Genomic DNA, 23,528 nt, shown 5'->3' on the forward strand with positions numbered 1-23,528 from the left:
TAAAAATTCGCTTGCTAACATTCTCTAGCTAACCAAGATACCGCCCATGCCCCCAGATAACGACACGCTTGCCGCTACCGATGCCCCGCTGCTTCCCATTCATCGCCAACCGGGCTTTCTAAGCTTTCTTCTTTCTCGATTAGCGGCGGTGTTTGCCATGCAGATTCAGGCCATCGTGGTGGCCTGGCAGGTATATGACATTACCCGAGACGCCATGTCGCTGGCCTACGTGGGGCTTGCGCAATTTCTGCCTATGGTGATTTTACTGCTGCCCGCAGGCGATGTGGTTGACCGTTTTCCGCGCAAGCGCATTCTGCAACTCAGCTGGGCGGTACAGGGCATTTGTAGCGCGCTGCTGCTTTTATTGGCCCAGGCCAATCACGGTAGCGTTATTGAATTTTATGCCGTGCTGGCTCTGTTTGGCTGTGCTCGGGCGTTTACCGGCCCGACGCTGCAAAGTATGTTGCCCAATATTGTGCCCCGCGCTCAGCTGGCCCAGGCCATTGCGTTGAATAGCTCGATCATGAAAGTCGCGGTGATTAGCGGGCCCTTGCTGGGCGGCGTGCTTTACAGTGTGGGCGGCGGCAGCCTGGCTTATGCCGTGTGTTTGGGGTGCTTTATCGTCGCGCTGGCCTTACTGGTGCTGGTACCGGTGCGCTATGTCGAGAAAGCCAAGGTTCTGGAAAGTACCGCCTGGAAGCGCTTTTCTGCCGGCATTCGTTATATCCGCTATCAGCCGATTATTCTGGGCGCCATTTCGTTGGATCTGTTTGCCGTGCTGCTGGGCGGTGTCGTGGCATTGCTGCCCATTTACGCGCAAGAAGTTCTGCATGTGGGCCCGGAAGGCTTGGGTGCATTGCGCAGCGCGATTGCGGTGGGCGCGCTATTGATGGGGCTTTATCTTGGCGTTCGTGGCATCAAGCGTCGAGCAGGACACGTGATGTTTGCCGCCGTGGCCGTGTTCGGGTTGGCGAATCTGGTGTTCGCGTTCTCAACCCTGTTCTGGGTATCGATGATCGCCATGCTGGTGGCGGGTGCGGCCGATATGATCAGCGTTTATGTACGCACCACCGTGATCCAGCTGGCCACGCCGGATGAAATGCGCGGCCGGGTGAATGCCGTCAATATGCTGTTTATTGGCTCAAGCAATGAATTGGGCGAGTTCCGCGCGGGCAGTATGGCGGCCGGATTTGGCGTGGTGCCCGCCGCGGTGATTGGCGGCGTGGGCACGCTGGCGGTGGTCGGCCTGTGGATGCGCCTGTTCCCGACACTACGTCAGGTCGACCGCTTCGATGATGCCCGCTGAGGCAAGCGCATTCGCGGGGCTGCTCGCCACCATACTCACCACGCTGCCCACCAGAATCACGCAGGGTGACGGCAGCGGATGATTCGCCAGGCGTTGAGGCATATCTGTAAGCGTACCCACCAACGCCTGCTGTTCGGGCAGGCTGGCATTGGCTACCAGCATGATCGGCCACTCATCGGGCAGCCCGGCCTGGCGTAGCCCTGCACAAATGGCCTCTACCTTGGAAAGCCCCATATAAAACACCAGGGTTTCATCACGGCGGGCCAGGGTTTGCCAGTCGGGCGCGCCACCCTCACGGCAGAGCTGGGCGGTAATAAAGCGCAACTGCTGAGAGTGGCCGCGGTCGGTGAGCGGAATCCCCAGGCTCGCGGCAGCGGCAGATGCCGCGGTAATACCGGGCACAATGTGCGCGGGCACATTGGCATCCGCCAGGGCGGCAAGCTCTTCGCCCATACGCGCAAATATACCGGGGTCGCCGCCTTTCAAACGCACCACCGATTTGCCGGCGGTCGCCAGTTTGACCATCAAGGCGCCAATTTCCGCCTGCGGCATGCTGTGATGGCCGCTGGCCTTGCCGACGTAGTAGCGCTCAGCGGAAAGCGGAACCAGCCCCAACACATCGTCGCCTACCAAACGGTCATACACGATAGCATCAGCCTGCATTAACAGCCGCGCGGCTTTCAGCGTTAACAGCTCCATATCCCCACTGCCCGCGCCGACCAGATACACATGCCCGGCAGTGCAATCGCCGCGTAGTTTAAGCGAAGGCACGCTTGGTGCGCTGCTCGTGGAGCGCTGAAATGGCGACAGCACACGCTGCGTAAAGCACATCAAAGCCTCAGGCCACTTCTGTAGTAGACGCTTGCTTGGCACGCGCATGTGAACGCTCCTCTTCGATCAGGGACTTTAATTCAGGCAAACAACTACCGCACTGGGTTCCGCAGGCAAGCCGTGCACCCAAGGCTTCCACGCTGGTATCACCGCCCCGAATGGCATTAACAATCGCCGTTTGGCCCACTTGGTGGCAGCTGCATACCACGGGGCCGGTATCCGCGGCGCCATCATCACACCCCGCCAGCAGCCGGCGCCGGTGCTTATCACTTATGGCTGTTTCGTTAAAACGTGCTTCAAGCCAGGCAAGCCCGGGCAATTCGCGCGGCGGGCCGACCATCAGCCACCAGCGCAGTTTGCCCTGCACAATGGCCGCAGCGCGCAGGCGACCCTTACCGCTGTCTTCACACCACAAACTAGCCTCATCGGGTAGCCACGTGGCGAGTAGCGCCAGCCAGTCATGTACCGGATTTGCATCAGCCAGCTGCCAGCGCTGACAGCCCTGCATGGGTACGCGTGCCCAGTAATCGCTTTTGCACCACGCGGGCACTTCCTGCCTATTATCCCCTAATGGTTGGGCAATCAACAGCGTTGCCTCCCAGGCGGTGTTCAGCGGCGCCAGTGCCACCGCGCCGTGCTTGGCTTCCGGCTGGCCTGAAACGGGATCGGTGATGGCCTCCAGCATGGCGCCGCTACGCGCCGATTTACTGAACGCATCGCTCCAGTGCATGGGAATAAACACCTCGCCACGCCGCTGGGCGTTTGAGATGCGCACTCGCCCCCGATACTCGCCATGGGCGGCGGACAATACTGCCAGCTGCTGATCGCCAATACCATAGCTCGCAGCATCGCTTGGGTGGAGTTCGATAAATGGCTCGTGGCGATGATTCATCAGCCGGGGCGCGCGTGCCGTGCGTGTCATGGTGTGCCACTGGTCGCGAATACGCCCGGTATTCAGGCGCAGCGGATAGGCGTCACTCAAGCGTTGCTCCGGCAAGCGCGGCGTTATGGCGATAAAGTTGGCGCGCCCATCAGGCGTGGCAAACTTGCCATCTTCAAACAGCCGCGCCGTTCCGTGAGGCGATGAAGAGGTAACCGGCCACTGAATCGGCGCCAGCGCATCGTAGCCTTCTCGCCCAAGGCCCACCAGGCCCGAAATATCGAAGAGCTGTTTGCTCTCCTCTACGTTCTCAAAGCCGGAAAGGCGTGCGTGCTCGTCGAAAATTTCATGGGGATGGGTGTAGTCAAATGCCTCTTGAAATCCCAAGCGTTTGGCAACTTCGCACATAATCCACCAGTCGTGACGCGCTTGGCCTGGCGCGGGTAGCAAGCCACGCTGGCGTGAAATACGCCGCTCGGAGTTGGTCACCGTGCCGTCTTTTTCAGACCACCCCGTCGCGGGCAAAATGATATCGGCGTAGGCCAGCAAGTCGGTATGGCTTGCGCATTCAGATACAATCACCAGCGGGCACTTTTCAAGCGCACGCCGCACGCGGGCGGCATCCGGCAAGCTGACCGCCGGGTTGGTGGCCATTATCCACAGCGCCTTTATTTCGCCCCGCTCAACCGCGTCAAAAAGCTCAATCGCCTTATAGCCGGGCGCCTGGGGCAGTTCGGGCGTTAACGTTTCAGTCGCCCAAAAGCGGGAGACCCGGCCGAGGGCGCCGGGGGTGTGGTAATCCATATGCGCGGCCAGCTGGTTGGAAAGCCCACCCACTTCGCGCCCGCCCATGGCATTGGGCTGGCCGGTAATCGAGAAAGGCCCTGCTCCCGGCAAGCCGATTTTGCCGCCCGCCAAGTGGCAGTTAATGATCGCATTGCACTTATCAGTGCCGCTGGTGGATTGATTGACGCCCTGGGAGTAGAGCGTCACGACATGGAGCTGGCTGGCAAACCAGTAATAAAAGGTCTCCAGCCGCTCAGGGTCGATATCACATATCGCCGCCACGTCATTAATGTCGCAGTGGCTCGCGGCCAGCAGCGCTTCATCGAAACCTTGTGTATGACGCTCCAGATAGAGCTGATCCAGCTTGTTATTCTCAGCCATCCAGGCCAGCAGGCCGTTAAACAGCACCGCATCGCTGCCGGGGGCGATGCCCAGGTACAGGTCGGCAATTTCGCAGCTGTCGGTCACGCGCGGGTCGATGACCACCACCCGCATCAGCGGATTGCGCGTTTTGGCGACCTTCAAGCGCTGATAAAGCACCGGGTGGTTCCAGGCCAGATTCGAGCCCACCAGCACCACCAGTTCGGCCTCTTCAATATCTTCATAGTTGCAGGGAACGGCGTCTGCGCCCAACGAGCGTTTATACGCCGCCACGGCAGAGGCCATGCAGAGTCGCGAGTTGGTATCCAGGTGCGGCGTGCCTAAAAAGCCTTTAAACAGCTTATTGGCCACATAGTAATCTTCGGTTAATAGCTGGCCAGAAAGGTAAGCACCGACGGACTCCGCACCGTAAGTTGCGCGAGTCGTTTGCAACCGCTCTGCCAAGGTGGTTAACGCCACATTCCAGTCAACCGCTTGCCCATCGACCCAGGGCGTGGTGAGCCGGTCATGGTGGCCAAGGGTTTCGTGCAGTGCTGAGCCTTTCACACACAGCCGACCAAAATTGGCGGGGTGGTCGCGGTCGCCTTCAACCGCGCTGATTGTGCCGCCTGCCACAGTGGCGGTGACGCCGCAGCCGACACCGCAATAAGGGCACGTCGTGTTTGCTTTACAAGCCGAGCGTGTGGCCTGGGACATACTGATTTCCTCCCGCTTAAAAAAGCAAAAAGCGCCCAAGCGAGCCTCATAAGAAGCCTGCCTGGACGCCGTTGTCTCAGGGACACCTGCACCGGTGCCGAATGTCGCACTGCTGGGATTGGACACATTTATTAATGGCCTGTCGTCTGATGGCGTTAGCGTTGTTATTTGCCCGTCAAACTCGATGGCTGCATTTTATTGTGCCGATAAACCCATCTGTGCTTTGTTGCTTGTTACCAAGGTAATAGCAAGGCCTGCGCCAACCAGCCTATTAAAATAAAAATGCCAAATTAAACAGCAGGTTAATAAACAATAAAATATCTTTCGACTTATCTTGTAGGTAGGTTTTTTGCTAACGCTGACTACTCACGGTGCATCTTTACCGCTTAGCGCACCAAGAGCGTGCGCAGGCTGAGCGTAAGCGGCTGAAAAGGCGCTTTCTTCAACCTATTTATTTAAATCAACCTATTGATAAGTAATATAAAAATAAATAACGAGCGATGTTTGGCTGATTAATTGCCCTGTACTGATTAGATAAATTCAAGTCTAGCTGGCAGCCAACGGTGGCTGCTCTGTGCTTAACCCACGAACGGGTTTGGCCTCAGCTACCGGGCAACGAAGCCCCTGATACGGCTTTCCTGGCAATCCACTTGCCCGGGACGCTAACTCAGGGGCTTTTTTATTGTTTTTTCTTCAGCGCTGCGCCACGACAGCATTTATCGCTGCCAGATATTTGTAGCCAGATATTTGTAGCCAGGTCTTTGTAGACAGGTCTTTGTAGACAGGTATTGGCAGCCAAGCGCGAAACAGTAAGGAGCAACCCATGATCGCTATCTCTCGGTGCTCGTCTGATGATCACTTGGTCATTATCGGCAACGGCATGGCGAGCCAGCGTCTGCTAGAGGCGGTCGTTAAATTGCCTCACCGACCCCAGCAAATAACGGTGATTGGTGCAGAAGCATCTCCCGCTTATAACCGGATACTGCTATCGCCACTGCTCGCCGATGAAATGCCGCCTAGCGCCCTCACCTTGCGGGATGCGCAGTGGTACGCCAAGCAAGGTATCACCCTGCACTTAAATGAATGCGTGCTGGAGATCAACCGTGCAGAACAGCGCGTTGTCACTCCCTGCCGCACGCTAACTTATGACCGCTTGGTGATTGCCACCGGCTCACGCCCGACGCTGCCCGAGGTACCCGGCATTGGCCTTAACGGCGTGTATGGGTTTCGTACCCTGCAAGATGCCGACACGCTCGCAAAGCTTGCCTTGCAGGGCGGCGAATGTGTCGTGGTCGGCGGCGGTCTGTTGGGCCTGGAGGCCGCTGAAGGGCTCCGCAAGCGGGGTGCCAGCGTCAGCGTTCTACAGCGCAGCGAGCGGTTGATGAATCGTCAGCTGGATAGCACGGCCGCTGGGCTGCTGAAAACGACGCTTGCCCAACGTGGCTTGACCATCTTAACCAATGCGCGTATCCGCCATTTTGAAGACGATGGCGCGGGAAGCCTGGCCGCTGTTGTACTTGAGGATGGCCAGCGCCTGCCTGCCCAAAGCGTCATCGTGGCAACCGGCGTTACGCCTAACGCAGAACTTGGCCATCAGGCAGGCTTGGCTACACAGCGCGCCATCATGGTTGATGACACGCTCACTACTTCCGACCCGCATATTCATGCATTGGGTGAGTGTTGCCAGTTCGAGCAGCACACCTACGGCCTGGTCGAGCCGATCTGGCGCCAGGTAGATGTGTTAGCCAACACGCTGTGTGGCGATGGCAGCGCCCGCTATCGTGAGGCGCCAACCGCCACCAAGCTTAAAATCAGCGGCTTGGCCCTCTACGCGTTTGGCCCCACTGAGGCCGCGCCAGAACACGAAGTACTGCACTACAGCGACCCGGAAAACGGCGACTACCGCCGCCTGTTACTGCGCAACGGAAGGCTTGAAGGCGCCGTGCTGTATGGCGATACCCATTCCGGCCCCTGGTATTTCGCCCAGGCGCTGGCCAAAACCGATCTGGCCGCCTGCCGCCAGGCGTTGTTGTTCGGTGAAGCCGATGCCAACGCCCTGCTTCTTGATAACCCGCCCACTCCCTCATCGACGCTGGAGGCAGCTTAGCCATGTCCATCACCTCTAAACGCAACGTGATTATTATTGGTAACGGTATGGTCGGCCACCACCTGGTCGAGCAGCTGGTTGAAAACGGTGCCCTGTCACAGATGAACGTCACCGTGTTTGGCGAAGAGCGCCACCGTGCTTATGATCGCGTGCACCTTTCTGAATACTTCAAGGGCCGCGACGCCGAAGCCCTTGCACTGTGCGATGGCGATTACTACGCAAGCCATGGCGTTACGTTCAACAGCAGCGAAGCGGTGATATCCATCAACCGCGCGGCAAAAACGCTCGCTACTGAGCGCGGCAATTACGCCTATGATCACCTGGTACTGGCCACCGGCTCCTACCCCTTCGTGCCACCTATTCCCGGTAACGATCGCGAAGGCTGCCTGGTGTATCGCACGCTGGACGACCTGGACGCCATCCGCGAGGCGGCGCAAAGTGCGGCCACCGGCGTTGTGGTAGGTGGCGGCCTGCTGGGCTTGGAGGCGGCCAACGCGCTGCGCGGATTGAATCTGGAAACCGCGGTGATTGAGTTTGCTCCACGCCTGATGCCCATGCAGGTGGATAGCGAGGGCGGCGAGCTGCTGCGCGAAAAAATCGAAGCCTTGGGTGTTCAGGTACTCACCGAGCGGGCCACTCAGCGCATTGAAGATGGTGCAGCCAGCCGCCATCGCATGGTGTTTCAGGATGACAAGATACTGGAAACCGACCTGATCGTGTTCTCGGCGGGTATTCGTCCCCGCGATCAACTGGCCCGGGAGTGCGGCCTGGAAATTGGCGAGCGCGGCGGCGTGGTGATCAACGATCAGTGCCAGACCAGCGACCCGGCGATTTTAGCCATTGGCGAAGTGGCGCTGTGGAATCAGAGCATTTTTGGCCTGGTGGCGCCTGGCTATCAGATGGCAAAGACAGCGCTTTCGACGCTCACCGACGGCGACGCTTCTTTTGCCGGTGCCGATATGAGCACCAAGCTCAAGCTTCTGGGGGTAGACGTCGGCTCGATTGGCGATGCCCACGGCAATCAAAACCCCGGCGCACGGATGTTTCGCTACCTTGACCCACTTACCCAGATTTACCGCAAGATGGTGGTCTCAAGCGACGGCAAGAAGCTCTTGGGCGCCATGCTGGTGGGCGATAACAGCGTCTACGACACCCTGCTTCAGTACTACGCCAACGGTATCGAGCTGCCCAAAGAACCCGCCTCATTGATTTTGCCGCAAAGCGGCGCCGCCCCGGCACTTGGCCCGGACGCGCTGCCGGAAACAGCGATGATCTGCTCGTGCCATAACGTCACCAAGGCCAGCATTTGCGCGACCATTGACGCAGGCGCCAGCGACTTGGGGGCGGTAAAAAGCAATACCCGCGCCAGCACCGGCTGCGGTGGCTGCGCGTCGCTGTTGAAAAGCGTGGTGGATCATGAGCTGGCCGCACGCGGCGTTGAGGTGGACAAGTCGATTTGCGAGCACTTTCAGCACACCCGCCAGGAGCTTTACGACATCGTGCGTGTGGAGGGCATCAAGACCTTCAGCGAGCTGATCGAAAAGCACGGCGCGCCTAGCACTCACCACTTGGGCTGCGATATCTGCAAGCCTGCGGTCGGTTCCATTCTCGCCTCCTGCTTTAACGAGCCGATTACCGACGCTGCGCATATTCCGCTTCAGGATACCAACGACACCTTCATGGCCAATATGCAGAAAAACGGCACCTATTCGGTCGTGCCGCGCATTGCAGGCGGGGAAATCACGCCGGATAAACTGGTGGTGCTGGGTCAGGTAGCGCAAAAGTATGGCCTTTATAGCAAGATCACCGGCGGCCAGCGGATTGATCTGTTCGGCGCCCGCCTGGAAGACCTGCCTGAGATCTGGGGCGAGCTGATCGAGGCCGGCTTTGAAACCGGACACGCCTACGGCAAGTCGCTGCGTACGGTGAAATCCTGCGTGGGCAGCACCTGGTGTCGTTACGGCGTGCAGGACAGCGTGGGCATGGCGATCAAACTTGAGAACCGCTACAAGGGCCTTCGTGCACCGCACAAGATCAAGTTTGGCGTATCAGGCTGTACCCGCGAGTGCGCCGAAGCGCAAAGCAAGGATATCGGGATTATAGCCACCGAAAACGGTTGGAACCTTTACGTATGCGGCAACGGCGGCATGCGCCCACGCCACGCTGAGCTGTTTGCCACCGACCTTGACGATGAAGCCCTCTACCGCACCATCGACCGCTTTCTAATGTTCTACGTGCGCACGGCGGATCGCTTGCAGCGCACCTCGGTATGGCGGGAAAACCTGGAAGGCGGGCTGGAGTATCTGAAAGAGGTAATTCTCGACGACAGCCTGGGCATGGGTGATGAACTGGAGCGCCAGATGCAAACCGTGGTGGATAACTATCAGTGCGAATGGGCAGGCGCCATCAGTGACCCGGATAAGCTCAAGCGCTTTAGAAGCTACGTCAACGACAGCCGCCCCGACCCATCGATCATCATGACCAGTGAGCGCGGCCAGCTACGGCCTGCCTAGGGTTTGTTACGAAAAGTCGCTGAGCGAAGACCAGACAAGGCAAAAATTAGCGAAAAAACGGAGTTTACGAGTGTAAATGAGTATTTTGAGCTGATTTTTAACGCCGTATGGTCGAGCGCAAGCAGTTTTCGTACAAAGACTAACCAACATCACTTTAAAGGGGCTACTCCATGACCGCTACCGCAGTGAAGCAAGCAACGGTTACGCAAAGCAGACAGGCACCGACCGGCCAGAAACTGTGCAGCAAAACTGATCTGGTCGCGTTTTCCGGGGTTGCTGCGTGGCTTGAAACGCCACAGGGGCCGACGCAAGTCGCGCTATTCTACTTGCCGGGCTTTGAGCGTGAGCTTTACGCCATTGATCACCACGACCCGTTTTCCAACGCCAATGTGATCGCCCACGGTATTGTGGGCGATATACAGGGCGCCGCCGTGGTGGCGTCACCCATTTACAAGCAGCACTTTCGTTTGGAAGATGGCCAGTGCGTGGAAGACGACAGCGTCAAGCTAGCTACCTGGAAGGTGAGCTTTAAAGGAGCTGATGTGTGGATTGAGGAATAAGCCACATAGGCGAAGCGGATGCCTATGCAAGAGGCAGCTTCATCTTTCCCTACCGTGCCGTTAACGGGCAAAAATACCTTGGGCAATGCGCATTTTTTCCTGACGCGTTCGCTCCAGGTGTTCCGTTAGATAGACAGCCGCTTGTTGATTATCCCCCTCCTCCAGCAGGTCAAGAATCGCCAAGTGCTCTTTATACTCAGGCACTGGCGATTCACGCCGGGCATAAACGTGGTATTCAATCAGGCGACGCAGCCTATTAGCGCGCTTAAGGCTCTCAATCAGAAATTGGTTATTTGAGCCGTTAACGATACTTTCATGGAAGTAGGTGCCGTTTATATACATTTGACGCTCAGAGATCGTGCTACCTTCTTCAGACACTGCCTCCGTTAACGATTCCCTTAACTGCTTGAAGACTTTCTTATTAATCTGGTAGCCAGGCTCTCTTAACGCGGCGGGTTCAATTAACAGACGAAAACGAAAACACTGATCATACGTTGCCTGAGAGGTTAAGAATTCATTAAATTCCCACCCATAGCCCAAAAGCCTGGACACCCAGCCTTCGGCTTCCATGGCATGCATCGCTTGAAGAATCGTGCTGCGACCAAGCGTGTATTTTTTGGCAAGTTCCGCCTCGGTAATTTTTCCGGCAATCTGATTATTTAAATAATCGACGCCAATCGTAAAACACAGTGGCGAGATAGAAGAGCCTTGCTCTAGCGGCTCGTCAGCATCGGCAAAAAGCCCACGCTTGGTATCCACTAAAAAGAAGCCGCGATTAGGCTGGCGCTTCACCACCCCCTGCTCTTCCAAAAACTGGAAGGCCGCACGAATGGGCGTTCGCGAGACCTTCAATTTCGTTACATAGCTCGCCTCCGTCAGGTGGCTCCCTACGGGTATAGCCTCTTCATTAATCAACGTGTGAATACGCTTTGCCAAAAGCTCAGCGGTAAGAGGAGATGCACTATTAGCCACGACCCATCCTTTAAGCGCTTGGCGCGACCGAGGCACCCTGAATATTATGCTTGGCTAACAAGCGAGCGACCTCCCCTTCCGCTTTTGCCTCTTCAATAAACGCGGACAGAAAAGCGGCGGCTTCCTGGGGCCGGTTTTTCGGAACGCCCATCGCCTGCTGGATCGTCATAAAGTGCCCAGGCAACAGCCGCAAACCACCAAACTCTTCAATACCCGCTTCCAGCTGCTGCTTCACGCCTGCGGCGATATCCAGGTTGTGTTCAATAAAAAACTCCACCACTTTCGGAGAAGTAGGGGCTCTAACCAGCTCGGCGTGTTGAATAGCGCGGCTAAGGTAAAGATCATAAGCACTGCCCTTACCAACCACGATCTTCTGACCATGGCGGTCAGCCTCTTGCTGATCCGTAATTGGCGAATCCTCGCGCACCAGATAGCAGCCTTCAATCAGCACGTAAGGCGCGGTAAATTGAATACTTTCAGCACGCTTGGGATCTAGCGCAAAAAAGCCCATATCGGCCTTTTCATCGCTGACAACGGCAACGGCCTCACCGGCAGAGGCATATACTTGAAGCTCAAGCTCAACCTCCAGCCTGTGTGCGATCATCTTTGCCAAATCAACCGAAACACCATAAGGCTGCTGGTCGGCATCGAGTCCCGCCAATATCGGGTTACCCACGTTAATAGTAGTGCGCAACACGCCGGTGGGCGCCATTAGCTCTCTTAACCGGTTAATATCGTTCACTTATCACTTTCCTTATGAATGGTTTGGCCAGTATTACTCAGGCCAATGTTTTTTTCAGTAGAGAGGGAATGACGCCGCCTTCTTTAAGCAGTGCAATTTCTGCCTGCGTATCGACCTGGGCGATAGCCATTAGCGTCTCTATCCCGCCTTGCACTCTTAAAATATTAACTTGAATCCGAGCGCGAGGGGTTAGCGTATCGGCCTGCGCCTGAATTTCGATTTGATCACCCGGCTCAATATTCAGCGTGGTTGAGCTAACGCCCGCGGGTAAGTTCAGCGGCAAAATTCCCATGCCGATCAGGTTTGAGCGGTGAATACGCTCAAAACTTGCGGCAAGTACCGCACGAACGCCCAGCAGCCGCTGCCCTTTTGCAGCCCAGTCTCTCGATGACCCCATACCGTAGCGCTCACCCGCGACGACTACAACGGGTTCATTGGCTTCACGGTAGCGCTTGGCTGCCTCAAAAAGAGGCATAACATCGCCGCTGGGTATATGACGCGTGTGTGCAACCGGTGCATCAAGAGCAAGATAGTTTTTTAACGTTTTATTGTGAAAGGCGGCCCTTACCATGACCTCCCAATTGCCCCGGCGTGAGGCAAAAACGTTTAGATCGTCACGACGTTCACCGCGCTTAACCAGATAGTCAGCGACACGGCTATCAGCCGGAATGGCGCTGGCAGGTGATATATGGTCGGTCGTGACATCATCACCGACTATCAGCAGCGGGTAAGCAGTGTAATGGCCTAATTGACTGCCCTCGGATACCGCAGCAAACGGTGGGCGGCGCAGCGTGTTGGAGGTTTCCTCCCATGGGAAGGTTGCTGTTTTAGGCACATCCAGAGCCCCCCAACGGGCGTTACGGCTTGCCTGTTTGAAATCTTTTGCAAAATCGGCAGCGTTCAGCGCCTTGGCTAACGCGGCATCGACGTCTTCCCTGGCAGGCCATAGGTCACGCAGGTAGATATTCCTACCTTCGTACTCCGCCAGTGGCTGCTTGAAATCATGCTCGGCATTACCGGCCAGGGCAAAACCCACAACCAGCGCAGGCGACATGATAAAACCCAGGTCAAGATCTGGGTGCACGCGGCCAGGGAAGTTTCGATTACCCGACAGCATCGCTACTGCACGGCAGTTGCCTGCTTTCTGTGCCTGCCTGATCTCTGGGGTCAATGGCCCCGAGTTACCGATGCAGGTGGTACACCCATACCCGACGATATCAAAGCCGATAGCGGCCAGATCATCCATTAGCCCCGCCCGCTTGAGATAGGTAGCCGCTGCTGGTGAGCCTGGAGCAAGCGAGGTTTTTACCCAAGCAGGCGGTGTTAATCCATAGCGGCGAGCCTTTCTGGCTAATAGCCCTGCGGTGATAATAAGGCGTGGATCGCTCGTGTTGGTGCAGCTGGTAATGGCAGCAATCGCTACGGGGTGGCGAGGCAGGTCTGAAACTGCGCGGTGAGATACTGCACTTGGCTTAAATTCAAGCTGTGACAACACTTCTCCCATATAGGTGTAGTCATGCACATCCTGGGGTCGCGTAGGCCCGGCGACCTGTACACCAATCCCGCTTAAATCAATCTCTATACACTGTGTATAGGTAGGCTGCTCATCGGCTTCAAACCAAAGCCCTGTCGCTTTGCAGTAGTGCTTTACCCGTTCAACGGCTTCTTTTGAGCGCCCTGTTTGGTCAAGATAGCGCAGGGTTTGCTCATCCACCGCAAAAAAACCAGTAGTGGCACCGTACTCAGGCGCCATATTAGCCACGACAGCACGATCACCGGCCGTTAAGGTGCCCACGCCCGGTCCAAAAAACTCAACGAACTTGCCCGTTACGTTTAGCGCCCTCAAGCGCTGAGTAACTATCAGCGCCAAGTCGGTGGCCTGTGCTTGCGGCGCCAGTGTGCCTATCAACTTAACCCCCACCACGTCGGGAATGCGCAGCATGGTGGGGACACCAAACATTACCGTTTCCGCCTCCAGGCCACCTACTCCCCAGCCCAATACACCAATGCCGTTAATCATTGGCGTATGGCTATCAGTACCTAGCATCGTATCGGGCACCATCCAGCGTTCTTCGCCACGCTCTTGAGTGGTTACGACAGTGGCCAGTTGCTCAAGGTTTAGCGTGTGCATAATACCGGTGCCCGGTGGGTGAATGGTCACGCCTTCAAGTGCACTAGAGGCCCAGCGTAAAAAACGATACCGCTCGTGGTTACGGCGCATTTCATGCTGAAGGTTGTCTTCTGAGGCGCTGCTGCTGGCGAACACCTCTACAGCAAGCGAATGATCTACTGAAACATCTACCGGTAAATGCGGTTTAAGCACTTCAGGGTCACCACCCGCTTCACGTATTGCGTCACGCATAGCGGCAATGTCGACTAACGCAGGTGTACTCGTTGTATCGTGCATCAATATCCGCCCCGGCTGAAAGGCGATTTCGGCACTGCTCGTGCCGTTTTCCAGCCACCTCAAAAGCGCTTGAGCACTGCGCTTGCGCTCCTCACCCGTCGTATTACGCATAATATTTTCAAGCAGAAGGCGCAGCACATAGGGCAGCTTGTGAAGCGTCTCGCCGAGTAATTTGGGTAGTTCGATAATCGCGTAATCATGGCCCTTGAACGTCAAATTGCCATGCGTGTAGTGGGTTAGCTTCTCAATATTGTGCATAGTTCAGCTGCCGTATCTGACGATTGTCGTTATTGATTGATGAGTCGATCTCAGGCGCCATAATTGCACTTTATGAATCAAAAATACAATATAGTGTTTTAGCCGATTTCTGTTTTGAAGAAATCGACTGTTGGTTTTCCCCAACGAAAACGCCGCCTGATAGGCGGCGTTAGAAGCGCTTTACAACCATTAGCCATTAAGTATTAAGAAAATCGATCAGCGCTTTATTAAATTCATCAGCGTGGGTTGTGTTAATCGCATGCGGTCCGCCTTCAATGACATGCGTTTGCGCTTTAGATAAAAGCTCGGCGGCGCGTTTCCCGCTGACCTCAAACGGAACAATCTGATCGCCATCGCCATGGAGTATCAGCGTAGGCACATCGATTTTGGGCAGGTCTTTGCGAAAGTCGGTATAGCTAAACGCTTTAACACACTCATAGGTGGCTAGCGGCGAGGCAAAGGCGGCGATATCGCGATGATAGAGCCGATTGGGCTCGCTGATTAAGTCACTGTTCTCAGCGGTTGAGAAAAAATCCTTGGTGAAGTCTTCGAGAAAAGCGATCCGGTCACCGCGAACACCTTCCAAAAACCCGTTAATGGTCGCGTCATCCAACCCACCATCCGGGTTATCGTCTGCCTTATACAGGTAAGGCGGAACGGCAGCGGCAAATACGCCTTTTGTCACGCGGCCAGTACCGTAGCTTCCAAGATAGCGGGCCACTTCGCCACCGCCCATGGAGAAGCCCACCAGCGTAGCGTCGTGGAGATCAAGCGTATCAATCAGCTTTTTCAGGTCGGCGGCCAGCGTATCGTAGTCGTACCCGCCATCTGCCTGGGTGGACCAACCAAACCCACGGCGGTCGTAAGTAATAACCTTGTAGCCTGCTTCTACTAGGGCGGGCACCTGCTTTTCCCAGGAACGGCCGCTCAATGGCCAGCCGTGGATAAGTACCACGGGCTTACCTGCTCCGTATACTTCGTAATAAAGCTCTACCGGCGTACCCTGCTCCGTGCCGACGCTCAGCATAGGCATTGTTAAACCCTCCCGTTGGCGTAATGTTTGTCCATTAATGCGTTTAAAGGTTAGTACACGTTATTACCACTTACCAAAAGACGATCAGCCCGTATGGGAACAGCTTGAGCTTACGGGCATTCAACCTTTTCCCTTAGCGCACATTGATACACCACGCACTCCAGGTGCTGATCGGCGACGTGAGAATAAGCCGACAGTTTTTCAACTAATGTGAACTTGGCTTTTTCGAGCACGCGCTGAGATGCCTTGTTTTCAACCGAAACAGTCGCTGTCAGCGTGTCCAGACCATAAATACAGCGGGCCTCTTTCATCAAGTGATGAAGCGCTTTTTGGGCGATTCCCTGCCCGCAGGCGTTTTCAGCAAGGCGATAGCCGACCTGAGCACTGCCCTGATCAATATCACGCAGATTGGCGCGCCCGATAATGACGCCATTATGGCGAATAAGCTGAGGGCTCATACGCCCCTGAGCATTGAGTGCCAGACACTCAACAATATGCTGTGACACACCATGCGGGGTATAAAACTGCTTTCTGCGCGCTTCGATATGCTGCTCAAACCACGCCCGCTCTGCGGTCTCAAACGCCAACAGTTCAAAGGCGTCTTCAGGCGTTAACAGGCTGAAGGTTAAACCCTTGGCATGGCGAATACGTACATCTCTTTGTGGAGTCATCGCCGTTCGTCCTTGTAGGCGCAGCTATGGTTAGTGAATAAGCTATCAATATTGCTATGCTAGCGGGTTATACGAATGGCGTTGGAGCCAAAACATTCATGAAAACAGAAGCACGCACGCTGGCCTTTTCTGCCTTTATGGCGCTCTTGATCGGCTGTGCCGGTATTACCGCCACGCTAGCCTCCAATTCCCAGGCTATTTTGCTCGATGGGTTATTTAACCTTATCTACTTTAGCGTAGCTTTGGTGACGATCAAGGTAAGTAGACTAGCCAGCCGCCCGGATAGCGAATCCTACCCATTTGGTTACAGCTACTTCGAGTCGCTGGTTAACCTATGCAAAGGGCTACTGATTCTAGGGGTATCCGTCTTTGCACTGGTAGATGCCATTGCCGCTTTGCTAACGGGTGGTCGGGAAATTGCTGCAGGCCTTGCCGTTATCTACGCGCTGTTTGCGACGCTTGCCTGCTCGGTGACCGCGTGGGTTATGCATCGCAGCCAGCGCTATACCCATAGTCCGCTAATTGCGGCCGACAAACTCAACTGGGTAGTCAATAGCATCATTTCCGCCGCGGTACTCGCAGCGTTTTGTATGGTAATGGTGTTTGAGTGGCTGAACTGGAACAACGTAGTGGCGTATGTCGATTCCGTTCTGGTCATGGCAGTGGTGTTGCTTTGCCTGGGCGTACCCGTGCGTATGGCGTCCCAAGCCCTAAAAGAGCTGCTTAATAAAACGCCTGATGAAGCAATTGCCGCTCCTGTGCGCCAAGCCATATCCATAGCGCTGGCTGGCACGCATACCCAGGAGGTACGCGTGCGCATGGTGCGGCCCGGCCGCTTACTTTATGTCATGGTACACATTGTTTTACGCGAAGAAGGCACCAGCGCCTCGTTAAAGGCCCAAGACGCTCTACGCGCACGTATCGATGATGAGATACGCCGCTGCTACTCGCCGGTGGTATGTGATGTGGTGTTTACCGCGAATACGCACTGGGCGGCGCCTTCCTGTGGGTTGCTGATTGAGCGACATACTTAAAAGCGCACGATTTATGGCTGCCGAATGGCAGCCAGTCGCCCGGAGGATTTGTTCGGGCCGATGAGCAGCAAGCTAACCGTGGCGATGACACCCACCAGTAACGCCACGCCAAATAGCCTCAATGCGGCTACATGCCCGACTGAATCAATCAGAGCGCCCGTCGTAATTACCGGAAGGCTAAATCCCACATACGCCATCAAAAAATACCCAGCGCTTGCCTGGGTAGAGAACGTGCCGGCAATGGCCAGCACACCACTTAATCCGCCCAAATAAATAAATCCATAGCAGGCGCTGCTGGCCGCAACCGCTCCCAGTAACACAGCTATTAGACTTCCCTGAAGGGCGCCCCAGGCGATTAATCCGTAGGCGACAGGTAAAACCATCAGCCCTAGTACCGTGGCCTTAGCGGGTGTCAAGGCACGTGCCCAAGGCTGAAACAATACCCCGCAGCTGCAAATGCCAAACGTGGCAAAACCACTCCAAGGTGTTAAACCGTGCTGGCTTAACGTGGAGGGTAATATAGCAATCACCAGCCCTACGGTTGCCCATGCAAGTAAAATGGCTAGCCCAAAGCTCAATGTTCCCGACGGGTAACCTGGCAGTCGCCACATCGCGCCTTGGGTAGTAGCAGGCGCTATATTTTTCAGCGGCATTACAGCGACTAACGCGACTATGCCAGCGCCCAGATACAGCCATAGGCTTGGCGGCGTGACACTGGGCGTATGGAAAATAAACAGGCTGGTAACCGCCGCACCCAAACCAAATCCAAGCGCCGTACTAGACGTTACGTACTTCGTTGCCTCGCGACTGTCGTCACGATTAAGCAACTGATGCATATATCCAGGCGCGACGGCTGAGGTCAGCCCAGTACCAATGCCCAATAAAAAGCGTGCAACCCCCAGCGTTATCAAGCCAGGCATCAACAGTGTTAGCGTGGTGGCACTTAAACAGAGAAGAAGTGCGACAATGATTAACGGTTTAGGGCCCACTCGATCCGCTAGCCCATTAAGACCCAGCAATACCGGCATGACGCCCGCTACGTAACAGGCAAACGCGAGTGAGGCGGCCCCCACCCCGACGCCTGCTTTCGCCGCTAGCATATCGTAAAGCGGTGCCTGCAAATTAACCGCAGTGGTAATCATGCATAGCGCAAAAGCCAACCGGGGTGCGTTATATCGGTTCATCTTTTTTCCTAAACGGGTCGTGGGTTAAGCCATTACGCTCGCACCCTTACCGCTTGGAGGTAAGGTACACTTATTCATCATTACCCAAGCACTGTTCCTGCGTTTTTGCGAACAGTGGCAGGCAGCAGAGATTTTTATGAAACTTCAGGTAGACCGACATGCCGCTATCCCGATTGCGCAGCAGCTTGAAGAGAGTATTCGCCATTGGATTCAAGAAAATGGAGCAGGGGGGCGTCGCTTACCTTCCATACGCCGCCTGGCGGCAGAGCACGATATTAGCCGTAACGCGGTTATTGACGCCTACGAACGGTTGGTGGCCTCTGGCCTGGTTCGCTCAAGGCCCGGCTCCGGGTTCTTTATCGCTGATGGAGCAGCCGTTACTGCCCAGCCATCGTTAGCATCTACCCCTCTTCAAGAAGTTACCAATGGCCTATGGGGGCTTTTTAGCGCTAATGAACACTCACTAAAACTGGGCTGTGGGTGGTTGCCCAATGCCTGGCGTGAGAGCGAAGACCTGACCTACGCTATTCGCCAGGTGACGCGTAAAAGCCAATCAGGAATTTTTGAATACAGCACACCCCAAGGACTGCTGGCGCTTCGTAGCTTGATCCAGGAACGCTTGCGCCCACTCGCAATAACGGCAAATGCTGAGCAAATTGTCATGACCAGCGGCGGCAGCCATTCACTGGATTTATTGGTGAGAATGCTGCTTGAGCCCGACGACGTGGTGTTTGTGGAATCACCGGGCTATTACAACCTGTTCGGCCTGCTGCATTTACAGCGTATCCGCGTGATAGGAGTACCGCGCCTTGCTGATGGGCCGGATATTAACCGCCTGGAGGCCCTGTTAGCACAACATCGTCCTAAGCTTTTTTATGTGAACAGCGTATTTCACAACCCGACCGGCAGTACGCTGACACCGGCGATTGCACATCGCGTTTTACAGCTCGCCCAACAGTACGATTTCACTATTGTAGAAGACGATATTTACGCTGATTTTCAGCATACACCGACCACACGACTCTCAGCCCTGGATGGCCTTGAACGGGTTATTTACTTGGCCAGTTTTTCCAAAACGCTTTCCTCATCGCTGCGGGTGGGCTTTATTGCCGTCCCACCTTCGTTAGTGCAGAGGCTTGTGGATATCAAGATGTTGACCAGCATTTCCTCCTCGCGTTTTGCTGAGCAGGTGCTGATCACGCTGCTTCAAAACGGCAGCTATCGAAAACTCATTGAACGCTTAAAAACTCGGCTTTCCAATCAGATGGCATTGGCGCTTACGCAGCTCCGACAAGCCGGTTGGGAAGTATTCACTAAGCCGACAGGCGGCATGTTTGTATGGGCCAAACCGCCTGTGGATGAGGAGGCAATAACGGCTAGCGCACGTCGCTTTGACATCATGCTATCGCCCAGCCATTTGTTTTTTCCTGACAATCAAACCACGCCATGGCTGCGCCTGAATGTCGCCTACCTACAAGACCCAAGGGCTCAGCTCTTTATTAAAGCACTAACCTAAAAAAGGCACCTATTTATAGATGCCTTCTAAGCGCCAGCGGCTAACGCTAGCCGTTACGATAGCTTAAGCATCTTCGGGTTCAAGCCGATAGACTCCGCCATCCTCTTCATCGGTCACGATGTATAACATGCCGTCCGGCCCTTGGCGCACATCGCGGATGCGCCCAAGCGTATCACTTAGCAATATCTCTTCGTGGGTAACGTTGTCCCCATCCAGCACTAGCCGATGAAGCTGCTCAAGCTTAAGTGAACCAACAAACAGACTGTTCTGCCATTCGGTCACGCCATCTGCTGTATAGAACGTCATACCAGAAGGTGCCATATTTTCTTCCCAGACATGAACAGGGGCCGTTACGCCCGGCGCCTCAGTACCCAGGCCGATATGCGCCTCCGTTGTATATTCAGTGCCAAAGGCAATCATTGGCCAGCCGTGGTTATTACCCGCCTCGACTCGGTAGAGCAAATCGCCCCCGTTGGGCCCATGATCAATGGCCCATAGCTCACCTGTTTCCGGATGCAGCGCTAGTCCCTGATTATTGCGATGCCCGTAGGAGAAAATTTCAGGGCGTAAATTGCCCGGTGCTACGCCGATGAAAGGATTATCCGGATGGGCGCCGCCATCTTCCAAAAGCCGAATCATCTTGCCGCCAGGATTAGTGAGGTCCTGGGGCAGATTCTGTGCGTTGCGATCCCCAATCGGGAAAATGATTTCACCATTACCTGGAAACACAATGCGAGACCCATAGTGGGCACCTGGATGCGTACGTGGCACCTGGGTATAGAGCGTCTCGACATCGGTAAGCTCACCGTTATCCGCATCAATACGCGCACGCCCGACCGCAAGCCCGGTACCGTAATCCGGCTCATACGTACTAAACGCGCGAGGATCGCCAGGGCTTGAGAAGGTAAAGTAGATCCACCCATTTTCGTCATAATCCGGGTGTACCACTACATCAAGAAGCCCACCCTGACCGCCTCCTTCAACCGGCGTCTCATCATTGTCTGAACCGGCAATCTTCGGCAGGTTACCCAGCGCAATTACCTCATCACCATCGATCAAATTCATACGTCCCGGACGCTCTGTTACCAGCATGCGGCCATCAGGGAGCCAAGCGACTGCCCAAGGATGCTCAAGGCCGGAGACCACTTGCACTATATTGAAATTGGCCTCTTCACTCTCATAGCCATTCCCGATGATATCCTCACCGACACTGACATCGGCATACGCCGCCCCTGCTGTGCCAAACAGCATTACTGCACAAACTGCACGCTTTAGCCTTAAGGGTATGAAACCACGTCGTTGTTTATACATAAATCAGCCACTCCTGGCATTTGTAATGAAACAAGCGGGATACAGCACCTGCTGACTAGACTAGAAGGCTTCAGCGAAACGGCAAATATAGTTAGAGGCCTTACTTTTTATACCGCCTGTATTAAGTAACAGAGCCGTGCATTCATCAGGGAAGGGGCTACCCATCAAGCCAATACCCCAAAATAAGTCATTAAGCCGACGATAACGCTGATGGTTATAAACGACATAAGCGTGCAAGCCATAAGGGCGCCAGCGGCCACATTGCCCATGCCATAACGCTGACCCAGCAGCGGAAAGACACTTGCCATCGGCGCACTGGCAAACAGCAAGGCACCTGCGATAAGCAACGGATCGTTACCCGCAATCAGCCACATGCAAATCAATACACCCAGCGGATGAATAATAAGCTTACCGGTAACGATTTGGCTCACTTCCCCCACTACGCCGCGAACCTGCAGACCATAAAGCGCGCCGCCAATTGCAAATAGCGCGGCAGGGCCGGCCGCTTTTGCCAGCATATCGACCGCCTGGGTAACCGGACCGGGCAGGTGTGTGTCGGTAACGGCGATCAGTACCCCGATAAACAAGCCAATGAGAATAGGATTTTTAATCAGTTGTTTGAGCGTTTTTTGGAGTGATTTTATAACACCTCGCCCGGCCTGCTGACCCGTTTCGGCCAGGATAAGCGCCAGCGGAATGATCAGCAGGTTCTCGATTATCATATTCAAGGCTAAAAAATTAGCCGCAGGCGGGCCGATAATCATCACCGCGACCGGGTAGCCACTAAACGCGCTATTGGACATCGACATCCCCAGCGCGCTAATACTTCCGGTGGTCAGTGGCTGTTTTTTCAGCATGACGGTGTACCCAAGCGCTAATCCGAAAACACCCAGCGAGCCTAGCCCGTAGGCCAGCAGGTAGTTGATATTGAAAACTTCTTCCAGAGGGTTCTGGGTAATGGCGCGGATTAGAAGTGCAGGGAGGGCGATATACAGCACAAATCGGCCCACTCCCTGCATTTGCTCGCGGTTAAGAATGCGGATCCGCATGGAAAAATAGCCAACACCAATCAATAAAAAGATAGGCGTGATGATGGCGGCAACTTCAAACATGCGGCGTATCCATACGAGCGTTGATCCTCATGAAGCGTCTGTTCCTAACGATATAAAGCAGACCATAAAAGCGCTGTCGTATAACGAAAGCGCTATTTACTCTCGGTAAATCAATGGGTCAGTGCGATGAGCTCATCATAAAGCGCTTTGGGTAGGGTTATACCATTACGCAGGCTATTTTCTCGGGCCTCAAAGCGGCGCTGTGAGGGTAGCCGAGCGCCTTGGCCTACAATGTTTTCAAACAGCACTTCAGCATGCTGAAGATGACGAGCAGCATCTTGGCCCAGGAAAACATCCGGCGATATGGCAATAATCAGCTCGCCATGGAACGGCTTGCCGGTTTTCTGTTCGTTGGCGGGCTGGGTTTCATGGCCCAATACATCACCAATTAGCGGCCCGGCTAATAGCTCAATCATGGTAGATAGCGCCGAGCCCTTATACCCGCCAAACGTGAGCATCGCCCCCGCCAGCGCATCCACAGGGCTGGTCGTCGCTTCACCTTGAGCATCAATTGCCCAGCCGGTGGGAATCTGCTTACCTGCGCGCTTATGCAGTTCAATCTCACCGCGTGCCACCACACTGGTCGCAAAATCAAATGTATACGGCGTGCCGCCCGGCCGCGGCCAGGAAAAGGCGATAGGGTTGGTGCCAAGCAAAGGCTTCGTGCCACCCGCTGGCGCTACAAAAGCGTGGCTGGGTGTCATGGCAATGCCAATGAGCCCCTCACTTGAAAGGGCCTCGACCTCAGGCCATAGGGCTGAAAAGTGAAAGGCGTTATTGATTGCCAGCGCGGCTAGCCCTGTTTGCCTGGCTTTTTCTACAAGCCGTTCTTTACCCATTTCAAACGCTAACAAGGAGTTACCCTGGCGGGCATTGACCTTAACCACGCTAGGCGCCTGATCAATTACTTCCGGTACGGCGTGCGTATCAACGCCGCCATTGAGCGCCGTTTGAACACAACCGATCAGACGATATAAACCATGGGAATGGCATTCATCGCGCTGAACTGTAATCACATTGCGCGTAATGGCTTGTGCATGGGCCTGGTTATATCCGTTATGCTGAAGCACGTTAAGGCTCAGGGATTCAGCATCCTGCAGAGAAATAGTAATTGTTTCACTCATCATCGGCTCTCTTCATTTTTATTAGATGCAGGCGTTAAAAAAGCAGGTAATTGCTTACCTGCTTTATATCTTATGGGTTAGCTCGTTATTAACAAGCCACCGTT

17 protein-coding genes are annotated in these 23,528 nt (G+C 55.0%); 6 read left to right on the plus strand and 11 right to left on the minus strand.

What is annotated here, in order from left to right; translation table 11 throughout:
• Nucleotides 1-46: 46 nt before the first annotated feature.
• Nucleotides 47-1,306: an MFS transporter gene (locus D467_RS0112455; RefSeq protein WP_018917851.1), complete on the plus strand. Its 1,260-nt coding sequence runs from the start codon at nucleotides 47-49 to the stop codon at nucleotides 1,304-1,306.
• On the opposite strand, the gene cobA is transcribed toward D467_RS0112455, so the two are convergent.
• Nucleotides 1,271-2,185, minus strand: a complete 915-nt coding sequence (cobA, locus tag D467_RS0112460) for a uroporphyrinogen-III C-methyltransferase (protein ID WP_018917852.1) — start codon at nucleotides 2,183-2,185, stop codon at nucleotides 1,271-1,273. The two genes, D467_RS0112455 and cobA, sit on opposite strands and share 36 nt — an antisense overlap.
• Nucleotides 2,145-4,880 carry a nitrate reductase gene (locus D467_RS0112465; RefSeq protein WP_018917853.1) on the minus strand — a complete coding sequence of 912 codons (2,736 nt, stop codon included), beginning with the start codon at nucleotides 4,878-4,880 and terminating at the stop codon, nucleotides 2,145-2,147. The genes cobA and D467_RS0112465 overlap by 41 nt, the downstream gene beginning before the upstream one ends.
• A gap of 823 nt (nucleotides 4,881-5,703) precedes the next feature.
• Here D467_RS0112465 and D467_RS0112470 point away from each other — a divergent pair.
• From D467_RS0112470 to nirD, 3 genes are all read left to right on the plus strand, one after another.
• On the plus strand, nucleotides 5,704-6,987 hold the full coding sequence (locus D467_RS0112470) for an NAD(P)/FAD-dependent oxidoreductase (RefSeq protein ID WP_018917854.1): 1,284 nt from the start codon (nucleotides 5,704-5,706) through the stop codon (nucleotides 6,985-6,987).
• Nucleotides 6,988-6,989: 2 nt separating this feature from the next.
• Nucleotides 6,990-9,500 (plus strand): nitrite reductase large subunit NirB, encoded by a 2,511-nt coding sequence (gene nirB, locus D467_RS0112475; RefSeq protein WP_018917855.1) that lies wholly within the window; start codon nucleotides 6,990-6,992, stop codon nucleotides 9,498-9,500.
• Between the two features lie 170 nt (nucleotides 9,501-9,670).
• Nucleotides 9,671-10,060, plus strand: a complete 390-nt coding sequence (gene nirD / locus D467_RS0112480) for a nitrite reductase small subunit NirD (protein ID WP_018917856.1) — start codon at nucleotides 9,671-9,673, stop codon at nucleotides 10,058-10,060.
• 60 nt (nucleotides 10,061-10,120) lie between these two features.
• On the opposite strand, the gene D467_RS0112485 is transcribed toward nirD, so the two are convergent.
• The 5 genes from D467_RS0112485 to D467_RS0112505 all read right to left on the minus strand — a co-directional run bounded on the left by D467_RS0112485 (nucleotide 10,121) and on the right by D467_RS0112505 (nucleotide 16,143).
• The gene (locus D467_RS0112485; RefSeq protein ID WP_018917857.1) at nucleotides 10,121-11,032 is read right to left on the minus strand and encodes a GntR family transcriptional regulator; all 912 of its coding nucleotides are present in this window, start codon (nucleotides 11,030-11,032) and stop codon (nucleotides 10,121-10,123) included.
• Nucleotides 11,033-11,042: 10 nt separating this feature from the next.
• Nucleotides 11,043-11,774, minus strand: a complete 732-nt coding sequence (locus D467_RS0112490; RefSeq protein ID WP_018917858.1) for an ABC transporter substrate-binding protein — start codon at nucleotides 11,772-11,774, stop codon at nucleotides 11,043-11,045.
• Nucleotides 11,775-11,811: 37 nt separating this feature from the next.
• Nucleotides 11,812-14,439 carry an aconitate hydratase AcnA gene (acnA, locus tag D467_RS0112495; protein ID WP_018917859.1) on the minus strand — a complete coding sequence of 876 codons (2,628 nt, stop codon included), beginning with the start codon at nucleotides 14,437-14,439 and terminating at the stop codon, nucleotides 11,812-11,814.
• A gap of 196 nt (nucleotides 14,440-14,635) precedes the next feature.
• Entirely contained in the window at nucleotides 14,636-15,472 is an 837-nt protein-coding gene (locus D467_RS0112500; RefSeq protein ID WP_018917860.1) for an alpha/beta fold hydrolase, read from the minus strand.
• A 110-nt stretch (nucleotides 15,473-15,582) separates the two neighbouring features.
• Nucleotides 15,583-16,143, minus strand: a complete 561-nt coding sequence (locus D467_RS0112505; protein ID WP_018917861.1) for a GNAT family N-acetyltransferase — start codon at nucleotides 16,141-16,143, stop codon at nucleotides 15,583-15,585.
• A gap of 98 nt (nucleotides 16,144-16,241) precedes the next feature.
• On the opposite strand from D467_RS0112505, the gene D467_RS0112510 reads away from it, so the two are divergent.
• Nucleotides 16,242-17,177, plus strand: coding sequence for a cation diffusion facilitator family transporter (locus tag D467_RS0112510; RefSeq protein ID WP_018917862.1), 936 nt, complete (start codon nucleotides 16,242-16,244; stop codon nucleotides 17,175-17,177).
• Between the two features lie 11 nt (nucleotides 17,178-17,188).
• Here D467_RS0112510 and D467_RS0112515 read toward each other — a convergent pair whose 3' ends face one another.
• A complete protein-coding gene (locus D467_RS0112515) occupies nucleotides 17,189-18,361 on the minus strand; it encodes an MFS transporter (RefSeq protein ID WP_018917863.1) in 1,173 nt (390 codons plus the stop codon).
• Nucleotides 18,362-18,497: 136 nt separating this feature from the next.
• Between D467_RS0112515 and D467_RS0112520 the strand changes: the two genes are divergently transcribed.
• Nucleotides 18,498-19,877 carry an aminotransferase-like domain-containing protein gene (locus D467_RS0112520; protein ID WP_018917864.1) on the plus strand — a complete coding sequence of 460 codons (1,380 nt, stop codon included), beginning with the start codon at nucleotides 18,498-18,500 and terminating at the stop codon, nucleotides 19,875-19,877.
• A 63-nt stretch (nucleotides 19,878-19,940) separates the two neighbouring features.
• On the opposite strand, the gene D467_RS0112525 is transcribed toward D467_RS0112520, so the two are convergent.
• The 3 genes from D467_RS0112525 to D467_RS0112535 all read right to left on the minus strand — a co-directional run bounded on the left by D467_RS0112525 (nucleotide 19,941) and on the right by D467_RS0112535 (nucleotide 23,424).
• Nucleotides 19,941-21,188, minus strand: coding sequence for a PQQ-dependent sugar dehydrogenase (locus tag D467_RS0112525; RefSeq protein WP_051081740.1), 1,248 nt, complete (start codon nucleotides 21,186-21,188; stop codon nucleotides 19,941-19,943).
• A gap of 164 nt (nucleotides 21,189-21,352) precedes the next feature.
• Nucleotides 21,353-22,300 (minus strand): AEC family transporter, encoded by a 948-nt coding sequence (locus tag D467_RS0112530; protein WP_018917866.1) that lies wholly within the window; start codon nucleotides 22,298-22,300, stop codon nucleotides 21,353-21,355.
• Nucleotides 22,301-22,410: 110 nt separating this feature from the next.
• Complete coding sequence (locus D467_RS0112535; RefSeq protein ID WP_018917867.1) at nucleotides 22,411-23,424, minus strand: Ldh family oxidoreductase; 1,014 nt, start codon at nucleotides 23,422-23,424, stop codon at nucleotides 22,411-22,413.
• Between the last annotated feature and the right edge of the window lie 104 nt (nucleotides 23,425-23,528).

This window comes from Vreelandella zhanjiangensis DSM 21076 (genome assembly GCF_000377665.1).
In the GTDB taxonomy this organism is placed as follows: domain Bacteria; phylum Pseudomonadota; class Gammaproteobacteria; order Pseudomonadales; family Halomonadaceae; genus Vreelandella; species Vreelandella zhanjiangensis.